General features: G+C 57.6%; 14 protein-coding genes. 6 read left to right on the top strand and 8 right to left on the bottom strand.

Translation table 11 applies throughout. The annotated features are described in order from the left end of the window. The first annotated feature begins 12 nt into the window (after window positions 1-12). Both mmuP and mmuM read left to right on the top strand, forming a co-directional pair. Complete coding sequence (mmuP, locus tag JZ655_RS04165) at window positions 13-1,413, top strand: S-methylmethionine permease (protein WP_046886727.1); 1,401 nt, start codon at window positions 13-15, stop codon at window positions 1,411-1,413. Further along, on the top strand, window positions 1,400-2,332 hold the full coding sequence (mmuM, locus tag JZ655_RS04170; protein ID WP_207293067.1) for a homocysteine S-methyltransferase: 933 nt from the start codon (window positions 1,400-1,402) through the stop codon (window positions 2,330-2,332). The genes mmuP and mmuM overlap by 14 nt, the downstream gene beginning before the upstream one ends. 137 nt (window positions 2,333-2,469) lie before the next feature. Here mmuM and fbpC read toward each other — a convergent pair whose 3' ends face one another. The 6 genes from fbpC to JZ655_RS04200 form a co-directional block, all read right to left on the bottom strand. Then, window positions 2,470-3,516 carry a ferric ABC transporter ATP-binding protein gene (fbpC, locus tag JZ655_RS04175; RefSeq protein WP_207293068.1) on the bottom strand — a complete coding sequence of 349 codons (1,047 nt, stop codon included), beginning with the start codon at window positions 3,514-3,516 and terminating at the stop codon, window positions 2,470-2,472. A gap of 4 nt (window positions 3,517-3,520) precedes the next feature. After that, window positions 3,521-5,599: an ABC transporter permease gene (locus JZ655_RS04180; RefSeq protein ID WP_207293069.1), complete on the bottom strand. Its 2,079-nt coding sequence runs from the start codon at window positions 5,597-5,599 to the stop codon at window positions 3,521-3,523. A 65-nt stretch (window positions 5,600-5,664) separates the two neighbouring features. Next, window positions 5,665-6,696: an ABC transporter substrate-binding protein gene (locus JZ655_RS04185; RefSeq protein WP_207293070.1), complete on the bottom strand. Its 1,032-nt coding sequence runs from the start codon at window positions 6,694-6,696 to the stop codon at window positions 5,665-5,667. Window positions 6,697-6,707: 11 nt separating this feature from the next. Then, window positions 6,708-8,009, bottom strand: coding sequence for an MFS transporter family glucose-6-phosphate receptor UhpC (gene uhpC, locus JZ655_RS04190; protein ID WP_040076990.1), 1,302 nt, complete (start codon window positions 8,007-8,009; stop codon window positions 6,708-6,710). An 85-nt stretch (window positions 8,010-8,094) separates the two neighbouring features. Continuing rightward, a complete protein-coding gene (locus tag JZ655_RS04195) occupies window positions 8,095-9,636 on the bottom strand; it encodes an MASE1 domain-containing sensor histidine kinase (protein ID WP_207293071.1) in 1,542 nt (513 codons plus the stop codon). Next, window positions 9,636-10,265, bottom strand: coding sequence for a response regulator transcription factor (locus JZ655_RS04200; protein WP_040076988.1), 630 nt, complete (start codon window positions 10,263-10,265; stop codon window positions 9,636-9,638). The genes JZ655_RS04195 and JZ655_RS04200 overlap by 1 nt, the downstream gene beginning before the upstream one ends. Window positions 10,266-10,505: 240 nt before the next feature. Between JZ655_RS04200 and tauA the strand changes: the two genes are divergently transcribed. The 4 genes from tauA to tauD are packed head-to-tail and all read left to right on the top strand — an operon-like array spanning window position 10,506 to window position 13,919. After that, window positions 10,506-11,468: a taurine ABC transporter substrate-binding protein gene (gene tauA / locus JZ655_RS04205; RefSeq protein ID WP_207293072.1), complete on the top strand. Its 963-nt coding sequence runs from the start codon at window positions 10,506-10,508 to the stop codon at window positions 11,466-11,468. A gap of 11 nt (window positions 11,469-11,479) precedes the next feature. Beyond that, window positions 11,480-12,247, top strand: coding sequence for a taurine ABC transporter ATP-binding subunit (tauB, locus tag JZ655_RS04210; protein WP_207293073.1), 768 nt, complete (start codon window positions 11,480-11,482; stop codon window positions 12,245-12,247). Further along, complete coding sequence (gene tauC / locus JZ655_RS04215) at window positions 12,244-13,071, top strand: taurine ABC transporter permease TauC (RefSeq protein WP_207293074.1); 828 nt, start codon at window positions 12,244-12,246, stop codon at window positions 13,069-13,071. The genes tauB and tauC overlap by 4 nt, the downstream gene beginning before the upstream one ends. Further along, entirely contained in the window at window positions 13,068-13,919 is an 852-nt protein-coding gene (gene tauD / locus JZ655_RS04220) for a taurine dioxygenase (protein ID WP_207293075.1), read from the top strand. Before tauC ends, tauD begins: the two co-directional genes overlap by 4 nt. 69 nt (window positions 13,920-13,988) lie before the next feature. Here tauD and olsF read toward each other — a convergent pair whose 3' ends face one another. Both olsF and hemB read right to left on the bottom strand, forming a co-directional pair. After that, entirely contained in the window at window positions 13,989-15,701 is a 1,713-nt protein-coding gene (gene olsF, locus JZ655_RS04225; RefSeq protein WP_207293076.1) for a bifunctional ornithine lipid synthase OlsF, read from the bottom strand. A gap of 130 nt (window positions 15,702-15,831) precedes the next feature. Next, complete coding sequence (gene hemB, locus JZ655_RS04230; RefSeq protein ID WP_207293077.1) at window positions 15,832-16,806, bottom strand: porphobilinogen synthase; 975 nt, start codon at window positions 16,804-16,806, stop codon at window positions 15,832-15,834. Window positions 16,807-17,240: the final 434 nt, after the last annotated feature.

Genomic DNA, 17,240 nt, shown 5'->3' on the forward strand with positions numbered 1-17,240 from the left:
TTAGAAGGTAATATGCAAACAGAACACGAAAATGGGCAGCTAAAGCGCACCATGAAAACACGCCACCTGATTATGCTCTCGCTGGGTGGGGTCATTGGCACAGGGTTATTCTTCAATACCGGATACATTATTTCGACGACCGGCGCGGCGGGCACGCTGCTGGCGTACCTGATTGGGGCACTGGTTGTGTGGCTGGTGATGCAGTGTCTGGGCGAACTTTCCGTCGCGATGCCGGAGACCGGCGCATTCCACGTCTATGCCGCCCGCTATCTGGGCCCGGCGACCGGGTACACCGTCGCCTGGCTTTACTGGCTCACCTGGACGGTCGCGCTCGGGTCGAGCTTTACCGCCGCCGGATTCTGCATGCAGTACTGGTTCCCGCAGGTGCCCGTCTGGGTGTGGTGCGTGGTGTTCTGCGTCGTGATTTTTGCCCTTAACGTCATCTCTACCCGGTTTTTTGCCGAAGGGGAGTTCTGGTTCTCGCTGGTGAAAGTTATCACCATCATTGCCTTTATCATTCTCGGTGGCGCGGCGATCTTTGGGTTTATCCCGATGCAGGACGGCTCTCCCGCGCCGGGCCTGAGCAATATCACCGCTGAAGGCTGGTTCCCGCACGGCGGCCTGCCGATCCTGATGACCATGGTGGCGGTGAACTTCGCCTTCTCGGGAACGGAGCTGATCGGCATTGCGGCGGGGGAGACCGAAAACCCGCACAAAGTGATTCCGGTAGCGATCCGCACCACCATCGCCCGGCTGATCATTTTCTTTATCGGCACCGTCTTTGTGCTGGCGGCCCTGATCCCGATGCAGCAGGCCGGGGTAGAGAAAAGCCCGTTCGTGCTGGTCTTTGAGAAAGTGGGTATTCCTTACGCGGCGGATATCTTTAACTTTGTGATTCTGACGGCAATCCTCTCGGCGGCGAACTCGGGGTTATATGCCTCTGGCCGGATGCTGTGGTCGCTCTCGAACGAGAAAACGTTGCCGCGCTGCTTTGCCCGGGTTAACAAAAATGGCGTGCCGCTGACGGCGCTGTCGGTGTCGATGCTGGGCGGCGTACTGGCGCTGTTCTCAAGCGTGGTGGCCCCGGATACGGTATTCGTCGCGCTCTCTGCCATTTCCGGTTTCGCGGTGGTGGCGGTGTGGATCAGCATTTGCGCTTCGCACTTTGTCTTCCGCCGCCGTCATGTGCAGGCTGGTCTGCCGCTCTCTGACCTGCACTATCGGGCGCCGTGGTATCCGTTAGTTCCGGTGCTCGGTTTTATCCTCTGCGTAGTGGCCTGCGTCGGCCTGTGGTTTGACCCCAGCCAGCGCATTGCCCTTTATTGCGGACTCCCCTTCGTCGCCCTGTGTTATGGTGCGTACTACCTGACCCGAAATCTGACAACGCAGGAGCATCAACATGTCGCAGAATAATCCGCTTACCGCCATCCTCGAAAAACAACCCTTTGTGGTGCTGGATGGCGCGATGGCAACGGAGCTGGAAGCGCGCGGCTGTAATCTTGCAGACGGCCTCTGGTCTGCCAAAGTGCTGGTGGAAAACCCGGATCTTATCCGTGAAGTGCATCTTGATTACTATCGTGCTGGCGCGCAGGTGGCGATCACCGCCAGCTATCAGGCCACGCCTGCAGGCTTTGCGGCTCGCGGGCTGGACGAGGCGCAATCCCGGGCGCTGATTGGTAAAAGCGTGGAGCTGGCGCGCAAAGCGCGCGAGGCATATCTGGCCGAGAACGCCCAGGCGGGCACGCTGCTGGTGGCGGGCTCCGTCGGGCCCTATGGTGCTTACCTGGCGGATGGCTCCGAATACCGCGGCGACTACGTGCGCAGCGCGGAAGAATTTACCGCGTTCCACCGCCCACGGGTAGAGGCGCTGCTGGACGCGGGGGCCGATCTGCTGGCCTGCGAAACCCTGCCGTCATTCCCTGAAATTAAAGCGCTGGCCGCGTTGCTGACGGAATATCCCCGCGCCCGGGCATGGTTCTCGTTTACCCTGCGCGACAGCGAGCACCTGAGCGACGGCACGCCGCTGCGTGAAGTCATTGCTGTGCTGGATAACTTCCCACAGATTGTGGCGTTGGGTATCAACTGTATCGCCCTGGAGAACACCACGGCGGCGCTGCAACATCTGCAAGGCCTGACGGCATTGCCGCTGGTGGTCTATCCGAACTCGGGCGAGCACTATGATGCGGTGAGCAAGACCTGGCATCACCACGGTGAAGCGTGCGAGACGCTGGCGGGGTATTTGCCGCAATGGCAGTCGGCCGGAGCGAAGTTAATTGGCGGGTGTTGTCGGACGACGCCGAAGGATATTGCTGAGTTATATGCGCTGCGCTGAGTTTTGTGCGGCCTGATGCCCTCACCCCGGCCCTCTCCCACAGGGAGAGGGAGAAAACCGTGAAAAGACGAAAACTGAACGGTCCCCTCTCCCTTGAGGGAGAGGGTTAGGGTGAGGGGGGAGACGCGCGCACAACCTCACGCCACGTCTGCCAGCACAAACATCCCGTACGGATGAATCTCCAGGTAATACGACTCCCCCACGTCCGGCTGTAGCCGCGTGGCATTCACCTGCAACAAAATTTCCTGCCCGTGCCACTCCACAATCACTTCATACTGCGGTCCCATATAGGCCACGTGACGAATCACGCAGCGCTGGCTTGCCTCGCCGTGCTGACTCAGGGTGATGGCCTCCGGGCGTACCCCAACGGTGCCTTTCCCCTGCGCGGCGAAATGCAGCGGACGGGGCAGCCGGTAGCCGTGGATTTCCACCGCCTCTTCACTGAAGTTCGCCGGAAAGAGGTTGGCATCCCCCATAAAGCTCGCCATAAAGCGCGACGCGGGCTGACGGTAGAGATCCTGCGGGGAACCAATCTGCATAATATTGCCCTTGTTCATCACCAGTACGGTGTCAGAGACCGCAAACGCCTCGCTCTGATCGTGGGTCACATACAGCGAGGTGATGTTGAACTGCTTCTGCAGCTCGCGAATTTTATCGCGCATGCTGCGTCTGAGGTTGGCGTCGAGGTTACTCAGCGGCTCATCAAAGAGCAGAACTTTGGGTTTGAGGATCAGCGCACGGGCCAGCGCCACGCGCTGCTGCTGCCCGCCGGAAATCTGATCCACATAGCGATCTTCAAATCCCTCCAGGTCCACCATCGCCAGCGCCTCCTGGACGCGGGTTTTAATCTCCGCGCGCGAGACGCCCAGCATCTTCAGGCCGTAGCCGACGTTCTCCCCCAGCGACATATGCGGGAAGAGGGCGTAGGACTGGAACACCATACAGATATCACGCTGCTGAATGGAGCGGTGTGTCACATCTTCACCGTCGATATAAATCTGCCCTTCGGTCGGCTTCTCCAGTCCGGCCACCAGACGCAGGACGGTCGTTTTGCCGCAGCCAGACGGGCCGAGCAGCGTCACCATTTGTCCTTGCGGAATCGCCAGGTTGATATTTTCAATCACCGTGTTAGCGCCGAAGCGCTTGGTCACGTTACGCAGTTCAACGAAATGTTTCTGAGTCATAGTGTTACGCCTGGTTTTTAGCTTTTGAACGGGAGATACGTGCCTCACCGATCAGCCAGTCAAAGAGGAAAATGATCGCCAGCATGACCACAATCAGGATCGAGCCGTAGGCAATCGCCACGCCATATTCGCCGTCTTCCACGCGGTTCAGAATGTAGGCCGTTGCCACGCGGGTATCCGGCGTGACGAGGAACACAATGGCGCTGACGGTGGTAATAGCGCGCACAAAGCTGTAGATCAGCGCCGACAAAATGGCGGGGCGCAGCAGTGGCAGCAGGATGTGGGTAATGGTTCGCAAGCTTCCGGCACGCAGACTGAGCGAGGCTTCATCCAGCGACTTGTCGATCTGACCCAGCCCGGCGATCCCGGCGCGAATGCCCACCGGCACGTTACGCATTACCATGGAAATAATGACGATGGCGGCGGTACCGGTCAGGTACACCGGCGCGCTGTTAAAGGCCAGAATATAGGAGACACCAGCCACGGTGCCCGGTACGGCGAAGCAGAGCATGGTGGTGAACTCGATAGTCTTTTTCCCTTTAAACTGCTGGCGGACAACCACCCACGCAATCAGCAGACCGAAGGCGGCGGTGATCGGCGCGGCGATCCCGGCGTAGAGCAGCGTGTCGAGCAGCGAAGGCCATGCGCCGTCGCTCATGCCCTGGCCGAACAACTTGATAAAGTTATCCAGCGTCAGGGTGTAATCCACTCCCCAGTTGACGGTGAAGCTGCCGTAGAAGATGCTGCCGTAAAGCAGGGCGTTGAAGGCGATCCACACCGCCAGCAGCGCGATCACGCTCCACACCAGCGTCACCGGTAGCGGCTGCACATCACCGCGGTAGGATTTACCGGAGACGGTCACGTAGGAGCGTTTGCCAATCCACATGTACTGGATACAGAACACCAACAGCGAGAAGAGCAGCAGGAAGGCACCCAGCGTACTGGCCGCCTGATAGTCCAGCTGCGAACCGGTGATATAGAAATAGATTTGCGTCGCCAGCACGTCGAAGTTGCCGCCCAGCACCAGCGGGTTACTGAAGTCCGCCAGCGACTGGACAATGACAATTAAAAAGGCGTTGGCCAGCGCCGGTTTCAGCAGCGGCACGAAGACGCCGTTAAAGGTCTGCCAGCGGCTGGCGCGCAGCGTATAGGAGGCCTCTTCCAGCGACGGATGAATAGTTTTAATGGCCCCGTCGAGGATCATAAAGGCCATCGGCGTAAAGGCCAGCACCTGCGCCAGCCAGATGCCGGTAAAGCCGTACAGCCAGTTGGTATTGGTTAAACCGAACCACTCCACCATAAATTCGGTCACATAGCCGGAGCGCCCCATCATCAGCGTTACGCCTAAGCCCACCACAAACGGCGGGGTCACAATGGGCAGAATGGAGAAGATGCGGCCAATGATCGCGCTGCGTTTGGCGATGCGAGTGGTGTAAATGGCCAGCACCAGCCCGAAGAAGGTGCAGCCGATACCGACGGCAATCGACAACAGAATGGAGTTAATGATCACCTGAATGATGTGCGCCTGCGAGAGCACATTCATAAATGCCAGCGGAGCAAACTCGCCGGCATCGTTGGTAAACATCGGAATAAAGATGGCGATGCTGGGCCAGACGATAAAAATGCCGATCAGGGCAACAATGGTGATAAGGGATTCAATGACAAAGCGGTCACCGCCCAGCCACTCCAGGCGTGTGAGGGCCAGGGTCATGATGGCGCCCAGCGCCACGAACAGCACGATGGTGGCATAGCCTAAACCGCGCCCTTCCAGGGTAGCGCTTATGACCACAAACGCCATGCACAGTAGTGCCCAGCCGGCGTCCAGGTAATGGCGGCTGCGCTGTTCGCGTTTCGCTTCGTTAAACGGACGTACCAGCAGCAGGCTTGGCAGCACGTACCACAGCCAGCTGATATTAACCTGCGACCAGCTGTAGGCATCGAAGATCTCGTCGCTGGTGGACTCCAGCAGGCCGTAATCAAGGCTCCAGCTCGGCAGCAGGGCAAAGGCCAGCCAGCCGAGTAAAACCCAAAGGAATACCGCATCCCGTTTTTTGACGGGATGGAGAGCGAGTGTGTGTGACATAAGTTTTCCAGGTGTTGGAGACCCGGCGGCAAAATGGCGCCGGGTGATAACCACTGTTTGCGGGCTTATTTACCCATCTTCACGTCGCTGACCCATTTGTTGATCAACGCTTTTCGCACATCCGTGGAGCCATACTTATCCATGTCGTAACTGATCAACTTCAGATCGTCGAGCTTGAGGGAGTTCTGCGAAGTTTCCGCCGTGGTGTTGGTCAGGATCTGATAGGATTTGCCTTTCTTCCATGCCAGCTCCTGAGCCTCTTTCGACAATACCCAGTCGACGAACAGCTTCGCATTCTCTTCGTTACGCGCCCCTTTCAGAATGCTCACGCCGCCAATTTCATACCCGGTGCCTTCGCACGGGGAGATCAGCTCCAGCGGCGCCCCTTGCTCTTTTTCCAGGGAGTAGTCGTGCAGGAACCCGATGCCGATGGCCGTTTCGCCGCGTGCGGCGTTACGCGCTGGGGCGATGCCGGATTTGGTGTACTGAGAGACGTTACCGTTAAGCTGCTTCAGGTAGTCGAAGGCCTGAGCTTCACCCCACAGCTGGACAAAGGTTGCCAGCGCGGTGTAGGCAGTGCCGGAACTTTGCGGATCGGCAATCTGGATCTCGCCTTTGTATTCCGGTTTGGTCAGATCTTTCCAGCACTGAGGCACCGGCAGGTTCTTCTCTTTCAGACGCTGGGTATTCACACCAAAGCCGAGGATCCCGACGTAGACCGCCGAAGAGAGGTTGCCCTTCACTTTCGCCGGATCGCGGAATTTCTCCATGATCTGCTCAAGGTTCTTCGATTTGTACGGCTGCAGCAGCCCCATTTCGCCCGCCTGAGACTGCGGATCCAGGGTGCCGCCATACCAGACGTCGGCCTGCGGGTTTTTCTTCTCGGCATCCACCTTCGCCAGCGTGCTGCCGGAACCGTTGCGGATAAACGAGGTTTTGACGTCGTACTTATCGCCGAACGCTTTGGTTTCGGCTTCGCACATTTCGTTGGTTGCGCTGCAGTAAACCACCAGGCGGCCTTTGGCCTGTGCGGCACCCGTTAAGGTAGCCAGCGCGATCCCGGAAGCAATGAGGGTAGAGAGAAGTGTCGTTTTCATTATTCAGCCTTTTATGACGTTATGTGACTGCGAGAAGCGGTGATGCCCGCCATCAGCAATGGCATCAGTAACAAACCCATCAGCACGGCGGCGATCGAGAGCAAACTGAACATTCCCGACCAGCCGTAGCGTTCGATAACCTGCGACAGCGGCCACCCGGCTAGCGCGGCCCCCAGATAAGCGAACACGCCAAGAAAACCGGTAATCGACCCTGCAGCCTGTTTATGTCCACACTCCACGGCGGCAAGGCCAATGAGCATCTGCGGACCAAAGACAAAAAATCCCACCGTAAAAAAACACATCGCCAGCAGGGCGTAATGGTGGACCGGCGCCAGCCACAGGGCGGCCACCGACACCATCAACCCCAGCGTGAAAAGCAAAATCATCGGCGCACGCTGACCACTGAACAGCAGATCCGATCCCCACCCGGCAAAGAGCGCTCCCAGCAGTCCGCCCACTTCAAAGAGCATCACCGTAGCGTTAGCGCTCAGCAGGTTTACCCCGTGGCTCTCTGCCAGCCAGATATTCCCCCAGTCGTTCAGGGCGATGCGGATGAGATACACCAGCACATACGACGCCCCGAGCAGCCAGATCATCGGGTTTTGCAGCATGGTGCTGCGTAACATCTGCCACAAACCCATCGGCGGGCTCTGCTGTTGCTGGCGTAACTCGAGCGGATCGTTACGCCATTCGCCGACCGTCGGCAGACCCTCTTCCTGCGGTGTGCCCCGCAGTTGTGTGGTCAGCCACAGGCCAAGCACGATGCTGATTATCCCCGGTGTCAGCATCGCCGCCTGCCAGCCCCACCAGTGGGCGGCAGCGGCACAAATCAGTGGAATAATTGCCCCACCAATATTGATGGAGGTATTCCAGCATCCCCACCAGAAGCCGCGCTCATTGCGCGAGTACCAGTGGGTCAACAATCTGGCGCAGGGCGGCCATCCCCATCCCTGGAAGAAGCCGTTCAACGTCCAGATAAACAGCAGCAGCGGGAAGGCATCGCTAAAGGTGAACAACACGTTCAACACCCCTGTCGCCAGCAGCCCGATGCCCATAAATGCCCGCTGACCGTGGCTGTCGTGCCAGAGTCCGGCGGCAAATTTCGACAGTCCGTAGCTCAGGTAGAAGAGCGAGCCAATCAGCCCGATATCACTCTTACTCAGCCCCAAATCCATCTGCAGCGCGGGTAACACATAGTTAAGGCTTTTACGCGTCAGGTAGAACGCGGCGTAGCCAATCACCATACACAGCAGCAGTCTGGGGCGAAGCGCCCGATAACGTTGTGAAACCTGTTCGGCAGACAGTACGTGCATGATCTTCTCCGTTTGAGCTGACTCTAGTTAAGCGCGACTGAAATGGGATGAGAGAAAGTCTGGAGTGACTAAGACTTTTTCCTGGTTAATACGGTGTTTGTTGCAAATTTGTGGGCAGGTTAACAATTACGCGCGTCCCCGCGTGGGATTCCAGCGTCAAATCGCCACCCAGGGCAGAGACGCGCTCACGCATCCCCTGAATACCAAACCCTGCTGGCTGCTGTGAACCCATCCCGCTGCCGTTATCACGTACCTCAAGATGCAGCTGATCATGGCGCTGACAGAGCAAGATTGACACCTCGCTGGCGTCGGCGTGCTTGCTTACGTTATTCAGCAACTCTTGCAGCAGGCGGTAGAGGGTGAAAATGACGGTTTCACTCTGCGGCGGGGCGGGGAGCTGGTAGTCAAACCGGCAGGTGATGCCGCGCTCGGTAAAGGCAAACTCATTCACCAGATGATGTAGCGCCTCCTTCAGGGAGAGCTCATCCAGCACCGGTGGGCGAAGCTGGCGCAGTAGCTGGCGGGTGGAGTGATGAATACGACGTGCCAGTTCGTTAATCTGACCGGCGGCTTCCACGGCCAGCGGCGTATCGCCCGCCCGTTTCACCAGCTGAGACTGGATCTGGATAGCGGTGATGTTCTGGCCAATCTCATCATGCAGTTCGCGCGCAAGGTGCTTGCGGGTATCTTCTTCAGTATGGATCAGCTTTTCCGTCAGCTCTCGCCGGGCCTGTAACTCCGCTTCCAGCCGACGGCGGTAGCGGTCAAGGTTCATCGCCAGATGCTGCTGGCGGCTGATGGCGATCCCCAGACCCATCCCCAGCAGAGACTGGGTGGCGAGGAAAATCTCCAGCTCCAGCAGATCGCTAAATCCGATCCCGACCTGCCGGGCAATGGTGATCATCATGCTGCCGAGTAACCCGGAGAGTACGCCGCCCTGCCAGCCAAATTTCCACGCCATCACCACGTTGGGCAGGAATACCACAATCAGCAGTAACCGCTCCAGCGATGGGGAGAGCACCATCTGGGTGCCGATGCCGATAATGAAAAAGAGGCTGCACCAGATAATAAGGGACGTCCGCAGCGGCGGGTTGCTGGTATCCAGCCCCAGCAGATGATAGCGATGCTGCTGGCGCAAAAATTCAAATACCAGATAGACAAACGGAGTAAGCAACACCCCACCGGTAAACGAGGCCAGTAATAGCAGGGTAGCGGGGCTTTCCAGAAACGGTGACAACAGCAGGGTTTGTAGCAGGGCATTAACCGTTACGGCCGCAATCAGCATCGAGAGACGTTGCCAGTAGAGGGGAAACGCGTGCCAGTAGCGCTGGGCTAACCAGGCGCTGAGCAGGCCGGTTAGCGGCACCGCGAGCATGACGTGGTGGGTAAGTAATTGCTCCCCGTGCAGCCACAATAGCGCCGCCAGCACGGGCAGGATCAGCGCCGGCCAGTAGCGGCGTGCGAGCAGAATCAGCAGGGCCAGATAAACGCCCTGCGGCAGAAAAAGCGCCGCCTGCTGGCCATTGTGGGTGAGGTAAAAACTGAGCGTCCATAGCATCAGCCAGCCGGTGCCCCAGGCCAGCATAATAAACAACGAAAGAATAAGATGTCGCAGGGGGCGCCGCATCAGTGGCCCGTGAGTAACTGGTTGTCGAGGGCAAAATGCACCAGCTCAATGGTGCTGTTGCACTGTAATTTGCCAAGCACGTTGGCGCGATGGACGTGTACGGTTTTGTGGCTCAGGGCCAGTTTAAAGGCAATCTCTTTGACGCTCTCGCCTTTGACCAGCAGCTCAAACACCTCCCGTTCGCGTGGGGTGAGCACGTTGAGCACGCTGGACGTCGGCTCGCCGCCGCGCAGCGCTTTTACCGCATCGGCACATAAATAGTGGCCACCCATGCCGACGGAACGTACCGCCTGTACCAGCTCTTCCGGGCCGCAGCGTTTGGTCAAATAGCCGCTGGCGCCCGCATCAAGCGCGCTTTGAACAAACGCCGGCGTGTCATAAATGCTCAGAATAATGGCGCGAAACTGAGGGCGTAGCTGACGCAGTCGCTTAAGCAGGCTCAGTCCGTTCTCATCGGGCATGGCGACATCCATGACGGCGACGTCAATCGCATCACGTGAGAGGGCCGGCCAGGCCTCAGCGGCGCTGCTGTATTGGCCTTCGACCACCAGATCATCTTCCAGATTTAATAGCTGGGCGAACCCGGAACGGACCACCACGTGATCGTCTACCAGCACGACTTTGATCATTTCAGCACCCATTGCACAAGAGTAACTCTATGATGCCCGTTGCCGCCGGGCTGGCAATGCTGTGGCTGCGGTTATGTAACGGATGTAACAGAATTGCAATAAAGCGTTCCGTCAGTTTTTAACTATCTTTTGCCGCTTTTTTTCTAAAAACGAATCGGAATGAGCGATGCGATTTTGTTCCTTTATGAAAATGACCTCGCCGGAAATACTGCTCCCATAACAACAAGGGGGACAGAGACTATGGCGATTTCATCGAGAATGACGTTACTCGGCGCGCTGGCGCTGTGGGCATTTCAGGCGCAGGCGGTGGATGTCACCGTCGCGTACCAAACCTCTGCCGAGCCGGCGAAAGTGGCCCAGGCGGATAACACCTTTGCCAGGGCGAGCGGCGCCAACGTGGACTGGCGCAAATTCGACAGCGGGGCTGCTATCGTGCGGGCGCTGGCTTCCGGCGATGTACAGATTGGAAACCTCGGCTCCAGCCCGCTGGCGGTGGCGGCCAGCCAGCAGGTACCAATTGAAGTTTTCCTGCTGGCGTCCCAGCTTGGCCAGTCTGAAGCGCTGGTCGTAAAGAAAAGTATCACGAAGCCCGCCGATCTTATCGGCAAGCGCATCGCCGTTCCCTTTATCTCCACCACCCATTACAGCCTGCTGGCAGCGCTCAAACACTGGGGCATCAAGCCGGGGCAGGTCCAAATTCTTAACCTGCAACCCCCGGCAATTATTGCCGCCTGGCAGCGCGGCGATATCGATGGTGCCTACGTCTGGGCACCTGCCGTAAATGAGCTGGAAAAAGAGGGTACCGTGCTCACCGACTCCGAAAAAGTAGGGCAGTGGGGGGCGCCAACGCTCGACGTATGGGTTGTGCGCAAAGACTTTGCTGAAAAACATCCCGGGGTCGTCAAGGCCTTTGCCAAAAGCGCCATCGACGCCCAGCAGCCCTACATTGCCAATCCGGATGAATGGCTGAAACAACCCGATAATCTGGAAAAACTCTCTCGTCTGAGCGGCGTACCGAAGGCGGACGTGCCGGGGCTGGTGAAGGGCAACACCTACCTGACCCCTGTCCAGCAGGCTCAGCAACTGGCCGGGCCGGTGAATAAAGCGATTGTGGATACCGCAGGCTTCCTGAAAGAACAAGGCAAAGTGCCGGCGGTAGCGGCAGATTACAGCCAGTACGTTACCGACCGCTTTGTCAAATAAGGTTGCCCGCGATGCTGAATATTACCCATCTGTCTGCGGATTACGCTGGAAAGCCCGCACTGGAAGAGATCAATCTGACGCTCGACCGCGGTGAGCTGCTGGTCGTGTTGGGGCCGTCTGGCTGCGGTAAAACCACGCTGTTGAATCTGATTGCCGGGTTTCTTCCTTATCAGCATGGCAGCATCCAGCTGGAGGGAAAAAAGGTCCAGGGGCCAGGCGCGGAACGTGGCGTGGTGTTTCAGAACGAGGGGCTGTTGCCCTGGCGTAACGTGCAGGAGAACGTGGCCTTTGGCCTGCAGCTGGCGGGCCTTGGGCGTGAGCAGCGCCTGACCGTTGCCCGGGAGATGCTCAAAAAAGTGGGGCTCGAAGGGGCGGAAAAACGCTATATCTGGCAGCTTTCTGGAGGCCAGCGCCAGCGGGTGGGGATTGCCCGCGCGCTGGCGGCGAACCCGCAGCTTCTGCTGCTGGATGAGCCCTTTGGGGCGCTCGACGCCTTCACCCGTGAACAGATGCAAACCCTGCTGCTGCGTCTGTGGCATGAGACCGGAAAACAGGTGCTGTTGATTACGCACGATATTGAAGAAGCGATATTTATGGCCACGGAACTGGTGTTGTTATCGCCCGGGCCTGGACGCGTGCAGGAGCGCTTGTCGCTCGACTTTGCCCGTCGCTACGTGGCGGGTGAGCTGGTGCGCAGTATTAAATCCGATCCGCAGTTTATCGAGCAGCGCGAATATGTGCTGAGTCGCGTGTTTGAACAACGGGAGGCATTCTCGTGAGCATTGTCTTCGGTGAAAAAACGCGGCGCTCGCGCTTCGCATTACGCTGGCCCTTCTCCCGTCAAATCACGTTGAGCGTGAGTACGCTGGTGGCGTTGCTGGCCGTGTGGTGGGCCGTTGCGGCCCAGCAGTGGATCAGCCCGCTCTTTCTCCCCCCGCCGGGTCAGGTGCTGGAGAAACTGATCAGCATCGCCGGCCCACAAGGCTTTATGGACGCCACGCTCTGGCAGCACTTAGGGGCCAGCCTGGCGCGTATTCTGGTGGCGCTGCTGGCGGCAGTGGTCGTCGGCATCCCGGTGGGGATCGCGATGGGGTTAAGCCCAACGCTGCGCGGCATTCTGGATCCGCTGATAGAGCTTTACCGGCCGGTGCCGCCGCTGGCCTATCTGCCGCTGATGGTTATCTGGTTTGGGATCGGTGAAACCTCAAAAATCTTGCTGATCTATCTGGCAATTTTTGCTCCTGTGGCGATGTCTGCCCTGGCGGGGGTGAAAAGTGCTCAGCAGGTGCGGATTCGTGCCGCGCAGTCGCTTGGCGCCAGCCGCGTGCAGGTGCTGCTTTTTGTGATTTTGCCCGGTGCTTTGCCGGAAATTTTAACCGGGCTGCGTATTGGTCTTGGCGTGGGCTGGTCAACGCTGGTAGCGGCCGAGCTTATCGCCGCCACGCGTGGGTTGGGGTTTATGGTGCAGTCGGCTGGAGAGTTCCTGGCGACTGACGTGGTGCTGGCAGGTATTGCGGTGATTGCCGTGATTGCCTTCGGATTAGAACTGGGGTTGCGCGCGTTACAGCGTCGTCTGACGCCCTGGCATGGAGAGATTCAATGAGTGAACGTCTGACCATTACCCCGCTGGGGCCGTACATTGGCGCGCAGGTCTCGGGCCTGGATGTCAGCCGCCCGCTGAGCGATAACCAGTTTGAGCAGCTGTACCATGCGGTGCTGCGCCATCAGGTGGTCTTCCTGCGCGAGCAGGCCATCACGCCACAGCAGCAGCGTGCGCTGGCACTGCGTTTTGGCGATCTGCATATCCACCCCGTCTATCCCCATGCGGAAGGGGTGGAGGAGATAATTGTGCTGGATACCCATAACAATAACCCGCCGGATAATGACAACTGGCACACCGATGTGACCTTTATCGATACGCCACCTGCCGGGGCGATTCTGGCGGCGAAACAGTTACCCGAAACGGGCGGAGACACGCTCTGGGCCAGCGGTATTGCGGCCTTTGAGGCGTTATCGGCACCCTTCCAGACGCTACTGAGCGGACTGCGAGCGGAGCACGATTTTAAGAAATCGTTCCAGGAGTATAAGTACCGTAAGACCGAAGAGGAGCACCAGCGCTGGCAGGAGGCGGTGGCGAAGCATCCTCCGCTGCTGCATCCGGTGGTGCGTACCCATCCGGTGACGGGCAAACAGGCGCTGTTTGTGAACGAAGGGTTTACCACCCGTATTGTGGACGTCACCGAAAAAGAGAGCGAGGCGCTGTTACACTTCCTCTTCGCGCATATCACCAAACCGGAGTTTCAGGTGCGCTGGCGCTGGCAGGAGAACGATCTGGCGATCTGGGATAACCGCGTGACGCAGCACTATGCCAACGCGGATTACCTGCCGCAGCGTCGGATTATGCAGCGAGCGACAATTTTGGGGGATAAGCCGTTTTATCGTGCGAGCTGATTCCCTTTACCATCTCCTCGCCCCTTTGGGGCGAGGAGATGGGGTAGTACGGTGTTCAGCTTTTCCCTTTTAGGGTGAGGGAGGTAAATGCGCCTCAATATACCGCTGATAGCGGTTCGCCTTCAGATAACACAAATCCACCAGCACCAGTCCATCAACGCAGTTGATGAAGGCCGGATCGCTGCCAAAATCGATAAATTGCACGCCGCCGGGTTCGCACAGTTCAGAGTACTGTTTATAGAGCGGCGGAATGCCGCAGCCCATATTACCCAGCAGTGATTTCAGCCGGGTCAGGTCATCAACATAATCTACCCCACCAAACTGCGCCAGCACGTCAGGCAGCGACGCGGGATAAGGCTGGCGAGAGGCCGCCAACGGGTGGCTCGCCGGGAACCAGAGGCGGTAAAAGGCCACCAGTAAATCCCGGGCATCGGGCGGTAGTCCCCCTGAAATAGAGACCGGGCCAAACAGATAACGATACTGCGGATAGCGAGCCAGCCAGGCGCCAATACCAGACCAGAGATAATCCAGCCCGCGACGCCCCCAGTAGCGTGGCTGAATGAAGCTGCGTCCCAGCTCAATGCCATGCGCCAGCACCTCTTCCATTTTGTCGTCGTACTGGAACAGGCTGTAGCTGTACAGCCCCTCCACGCCACGTTTTTCGACCTGAGCGGCCGTGGGCATAAAGCGGTAGGCGCCAACGATCTCCAGCTCCTCTTCATCCCACAGGATCAGGTGCAGGTAGTCATCGTCATAGCTGTCGGTATCGCGTCGTCTGCCGCTACCTTCGCCCACGGCCCGGAACGAAATTTCCCGCAAACGCCCCAGTTCGCGCAGAAGCGGGGCCTCTTCCTGCCCGTTGCGTTGCCATAAATAGATGATTTTCCCGTCGCCGGTTTTCCCGAGACACTCCGCCAGCGCCAGCTCTCGTTTGAGCAGCGCCCGATCTTCGGGGCGGGCAATCGCAGAGACAGTTTTAAAGATACCGGGCAGTCCTTTCCCCAGGCGTATTACGTGCCGGCGGCACTGCTCTGCCATCTCACGGGGCGATAAGGGGGGGCTAAACCAGCTGTGCCAGGTAATCTGCTCGCCGATCTTTATCGGTAACGTGCTGTGGCGACGGCGGAACATTTGCTGCATCAATAACAGCAGGGGAAGGGTAGGGGAGATCAGCGTGGTGGCGTAAAACAGCAGGCTGTTATGTGCCTGAATGTGCACCGGTAGCAAGGGGGCCCGAAGTTTACCGGCGAGTTTAATAAAGCCGGAATGCCACTTTTTATCGCGGATCCCTTTGCGGGTGGGGCGCGAGACCTCGCCCGCCGGGAAGAAGATAAGTACACCGGCGTTTTGCAGATGCTGTTCCATCTGTATCAACGACGTTTTCGCCGTTTTACCGCCCAGGTTATCCACCGGGATAAACAGCGAACTTAACGGCTCAAGGTGCGTCAGCATACGATTGGTTACCACTTTGACATCGCGGCGAACGCGCGAGACGGCGTACATGAGCGCCAGCCCGTCGAGAGTACCTGTGGGGTGATTTGCCATGATGACCAGCGGGCCGTGTTCGGGGATTTGTTCGAGATCGCGGGCGGAGACGGTGCAATGAATATCCAGGTGCTCCAGAACCTGCTCCACCATATCGAGTCCTTTCAGGTGGCGGTGAGTAGCGGCGAACTGCTGAAACTCTTCTTCATAAAATAGCTTTTTTAACAGGCTTTTTTGCCAGGGCGCAGGCCTCGCCTGAGGCCAAAGGTCATCGAGAACGCTGTCGAGACTAAACATGGTGGCTTCTCCTCCTGTCCTGCCGAGACAGTAGTAGGGCCAGATGTCGTTTCTATTGCAGATTAGTGAAGATTCGTGCGGGGAGGTTCAGGCCGGGCAGGGCAAAGCCGCTACCCGGTCGAGTGGGGGATTAGCGCAGAATTTTCTTCTCAGCCAGATCCAGCGCGAAGTAGCTGAAGATCAGATCCGCGCCCGCGCGTTTGATCGCGCCCAGGCTCTCCAGGATCACTTTCTCTTCGTCAATGGCGCCCGCCTGTGCGGCGAATTTGATCATCGCGTATTCACCGCTCACCTGATAAGCACCTAATGGCAGCTCGGTACGTTCGCGGATGTCGCGCAGAATATCCAGATAGGCCCCCGCCGGCTTCACCATCAGGCAGTCGGCACCCTGAGCTTCGTCGAGAAGGGATTCACGGATCGCTTCGCGGCGGTTCAGCGGGTTCATCTGATAAGTTTTGCGGTCGCCTTTCAGCGCAGTTCCTGCGGCTTCACGGAACGGGCCGTAGAAAGAGGAGGCAAATTTAGTGGAGTAGGACATGATGGCGGTGTCGGTAAAACCCGCTGCATCCAGCGCCTGGCGAATCGCCTGCACCTGGCCATCCATTGCCGCCGATGGCGCGATGAAATCAGCCCCTGCGGCAGCGGCGACAACCGCCTGTTTGCCGAGATTAAGCAGAGTGGCGTCATTGTCTACGCCGTGATCGCACAGTACGCCGCAGTGGCCGTGAGAGGTGTATTCGCAGAAGCAGGTATCGGACATAACGATCATCTCCGGCACGGCCTCTTTGCAGATCCGGGACATGCGGGCGACGAGGCCATCCTCTTTCCACGCATCGCTGCCGGTGGCATCGGTGTGATGGGAGATACCAAAGGTCATCACCGAGCGGATCCCGGCGTTGGCGATACGCTCGATCTCACGTGCCAGATGCTTTTCCGGAATGCGCATCACGCCCGGCATAGCATCAATGGCTTTGTAGTCATCGATCTCTTCTTCAACAAAAATCGGCAACACCAGATCGTTTAAGCTCAGTGTTGTCTCTTCAAACATAGCGCGCAGTGCGGGTGACTTGCGCAGGCGACGGGGACGTGCAATTAAATCGGTCATGGTATGCCTGACGTTTGCGAAAATAAGGAGCACCAGTTTACCTGAACTGCTGCCGGACTGTTTTACTAAAGTTGTCGTTTAGCCTTAAGCCCCGGATCGGTACGGTACCCGCGGGTTTATGAACCTGATTAATGTCAGGAAATAAGTAGGGCAATAATATCGTCATCCTCAAAAAGTGTTTTCTTGATGTTATTTCTTATCTAACGCTTTGTGACTAACGGGTAATTTATCTTTCATGTTTCTTTTTAATATTCATGATAATTGTTTTTTTCGCTTTGTTGATTTATTTTTCTGATCTTTCGTTTTTTACGCTGTATCTTTTGTTTTAATATAAACTGTTGTTTTTAAGTTATTTTTTAATTTATTTTTGTCGATTAAAAAGTGTTTATTAATTCTGTCTGTTTTCGGACATAATTCATCGATTCATTGAACCA

Origin of the sequence: Leclercia pneumoniae, assembly GCF_017348915.1 — a bacterium.
Taxonomy (GTDB): Bacteria; Pseudomonadota; Gammaproteobacteria; order Enterobacterales; family Enterobacteriaceae; genus Enterobacter; species Enterobacter pneumoniae.

Bases quoted from the DNA above. Each gene is read 5' to 3' on its own strand.
- mmuP (WP_046886727.1), top strand. From the start codon at position 13: ATGCAAACAGAACACGAAAATGGGCAGCTAAAGCGCACCATGAAAACA.
- mmuM (WP_207293067.1), top strand. From the start codon at position 1,400: ATGTCGCAGAATAATCCGCTTACCGCCATCCTCGAAAAACAACCCTTT.
- fbpC (WP_207293068.1), bottom strand. From the start codon at position 3,516: ATGACTCAGAAACATTTCGTTGAACTGCGTAACGTGACCAAGCGCTTC.
- JZ655_RS04180 (WP_207293069.1), bottom strand. From the start codon at position 5,599: ATGTCACACACACTCGCTCTCCATCCCGTCAAAAAACGGGATGCGGTA.
- JZ655_RS04185 (WP_207293070.1), bottom strand. From the start codon at position 6,696: ATGAAAACGACACTTCTCTCTACCCTCATTGCTTCCGGGATCGCGCTG.
- uhpC (WP_040076990.1), bottom strand. From the start codon at position 8,009: ATGCACGTACTGTCTGCCGAACAGGTTTCACAACGTTATCGGGCGCTT.
- JZ655_RS04195 (WP_207293071.1), bottom strand. From the start codon at position 9,636: ATGCGGCGCCCCCTGCGACATCTTATTCTTTCGTTGTTTATTATGCTG.
- JZ655_RS04200 (WP_040076988.1), bottom strand. From the start codon at position 10,265: ATGATCAAAGTCGTGCTGGTAGACGATCACGTGGTGGTCCGTTCCGGG.
- tauA (WP_207293072.1), top strand. From the start codon at position 10,506: ATGGCGATTTCATCGAGAATGACGTTACTCGGCGCGCTGGCGCTGTGG.
- tauB (WP_207293073.1), top strand. From the start codon at position 11,480: ATGCTGAATATTACCCATCTGTCTGCGGATTACGCTGGAAAGCCCGCA.
- tauD (WP_207293075.1), top strand. From the start codon at position 13,068: ATGAGTGAACGTCTGACCATTACCCCGCTGGGGCCGTACATTGGCGCG.
- olsF (WP_207293076.1), bottom strand. From the start codon at position 15,701: ATGTTTAGTCTCGACAGCGTTCTCGATGACCTTTGGCCTCAGGCGAGG.
- hemB (WP_207293077.1), bottom strand. From the start codon at position 16,806: ATGACCGATTTAATTGCACGTCCCCGTCGCCTGCGCAAGTCACCCGCA.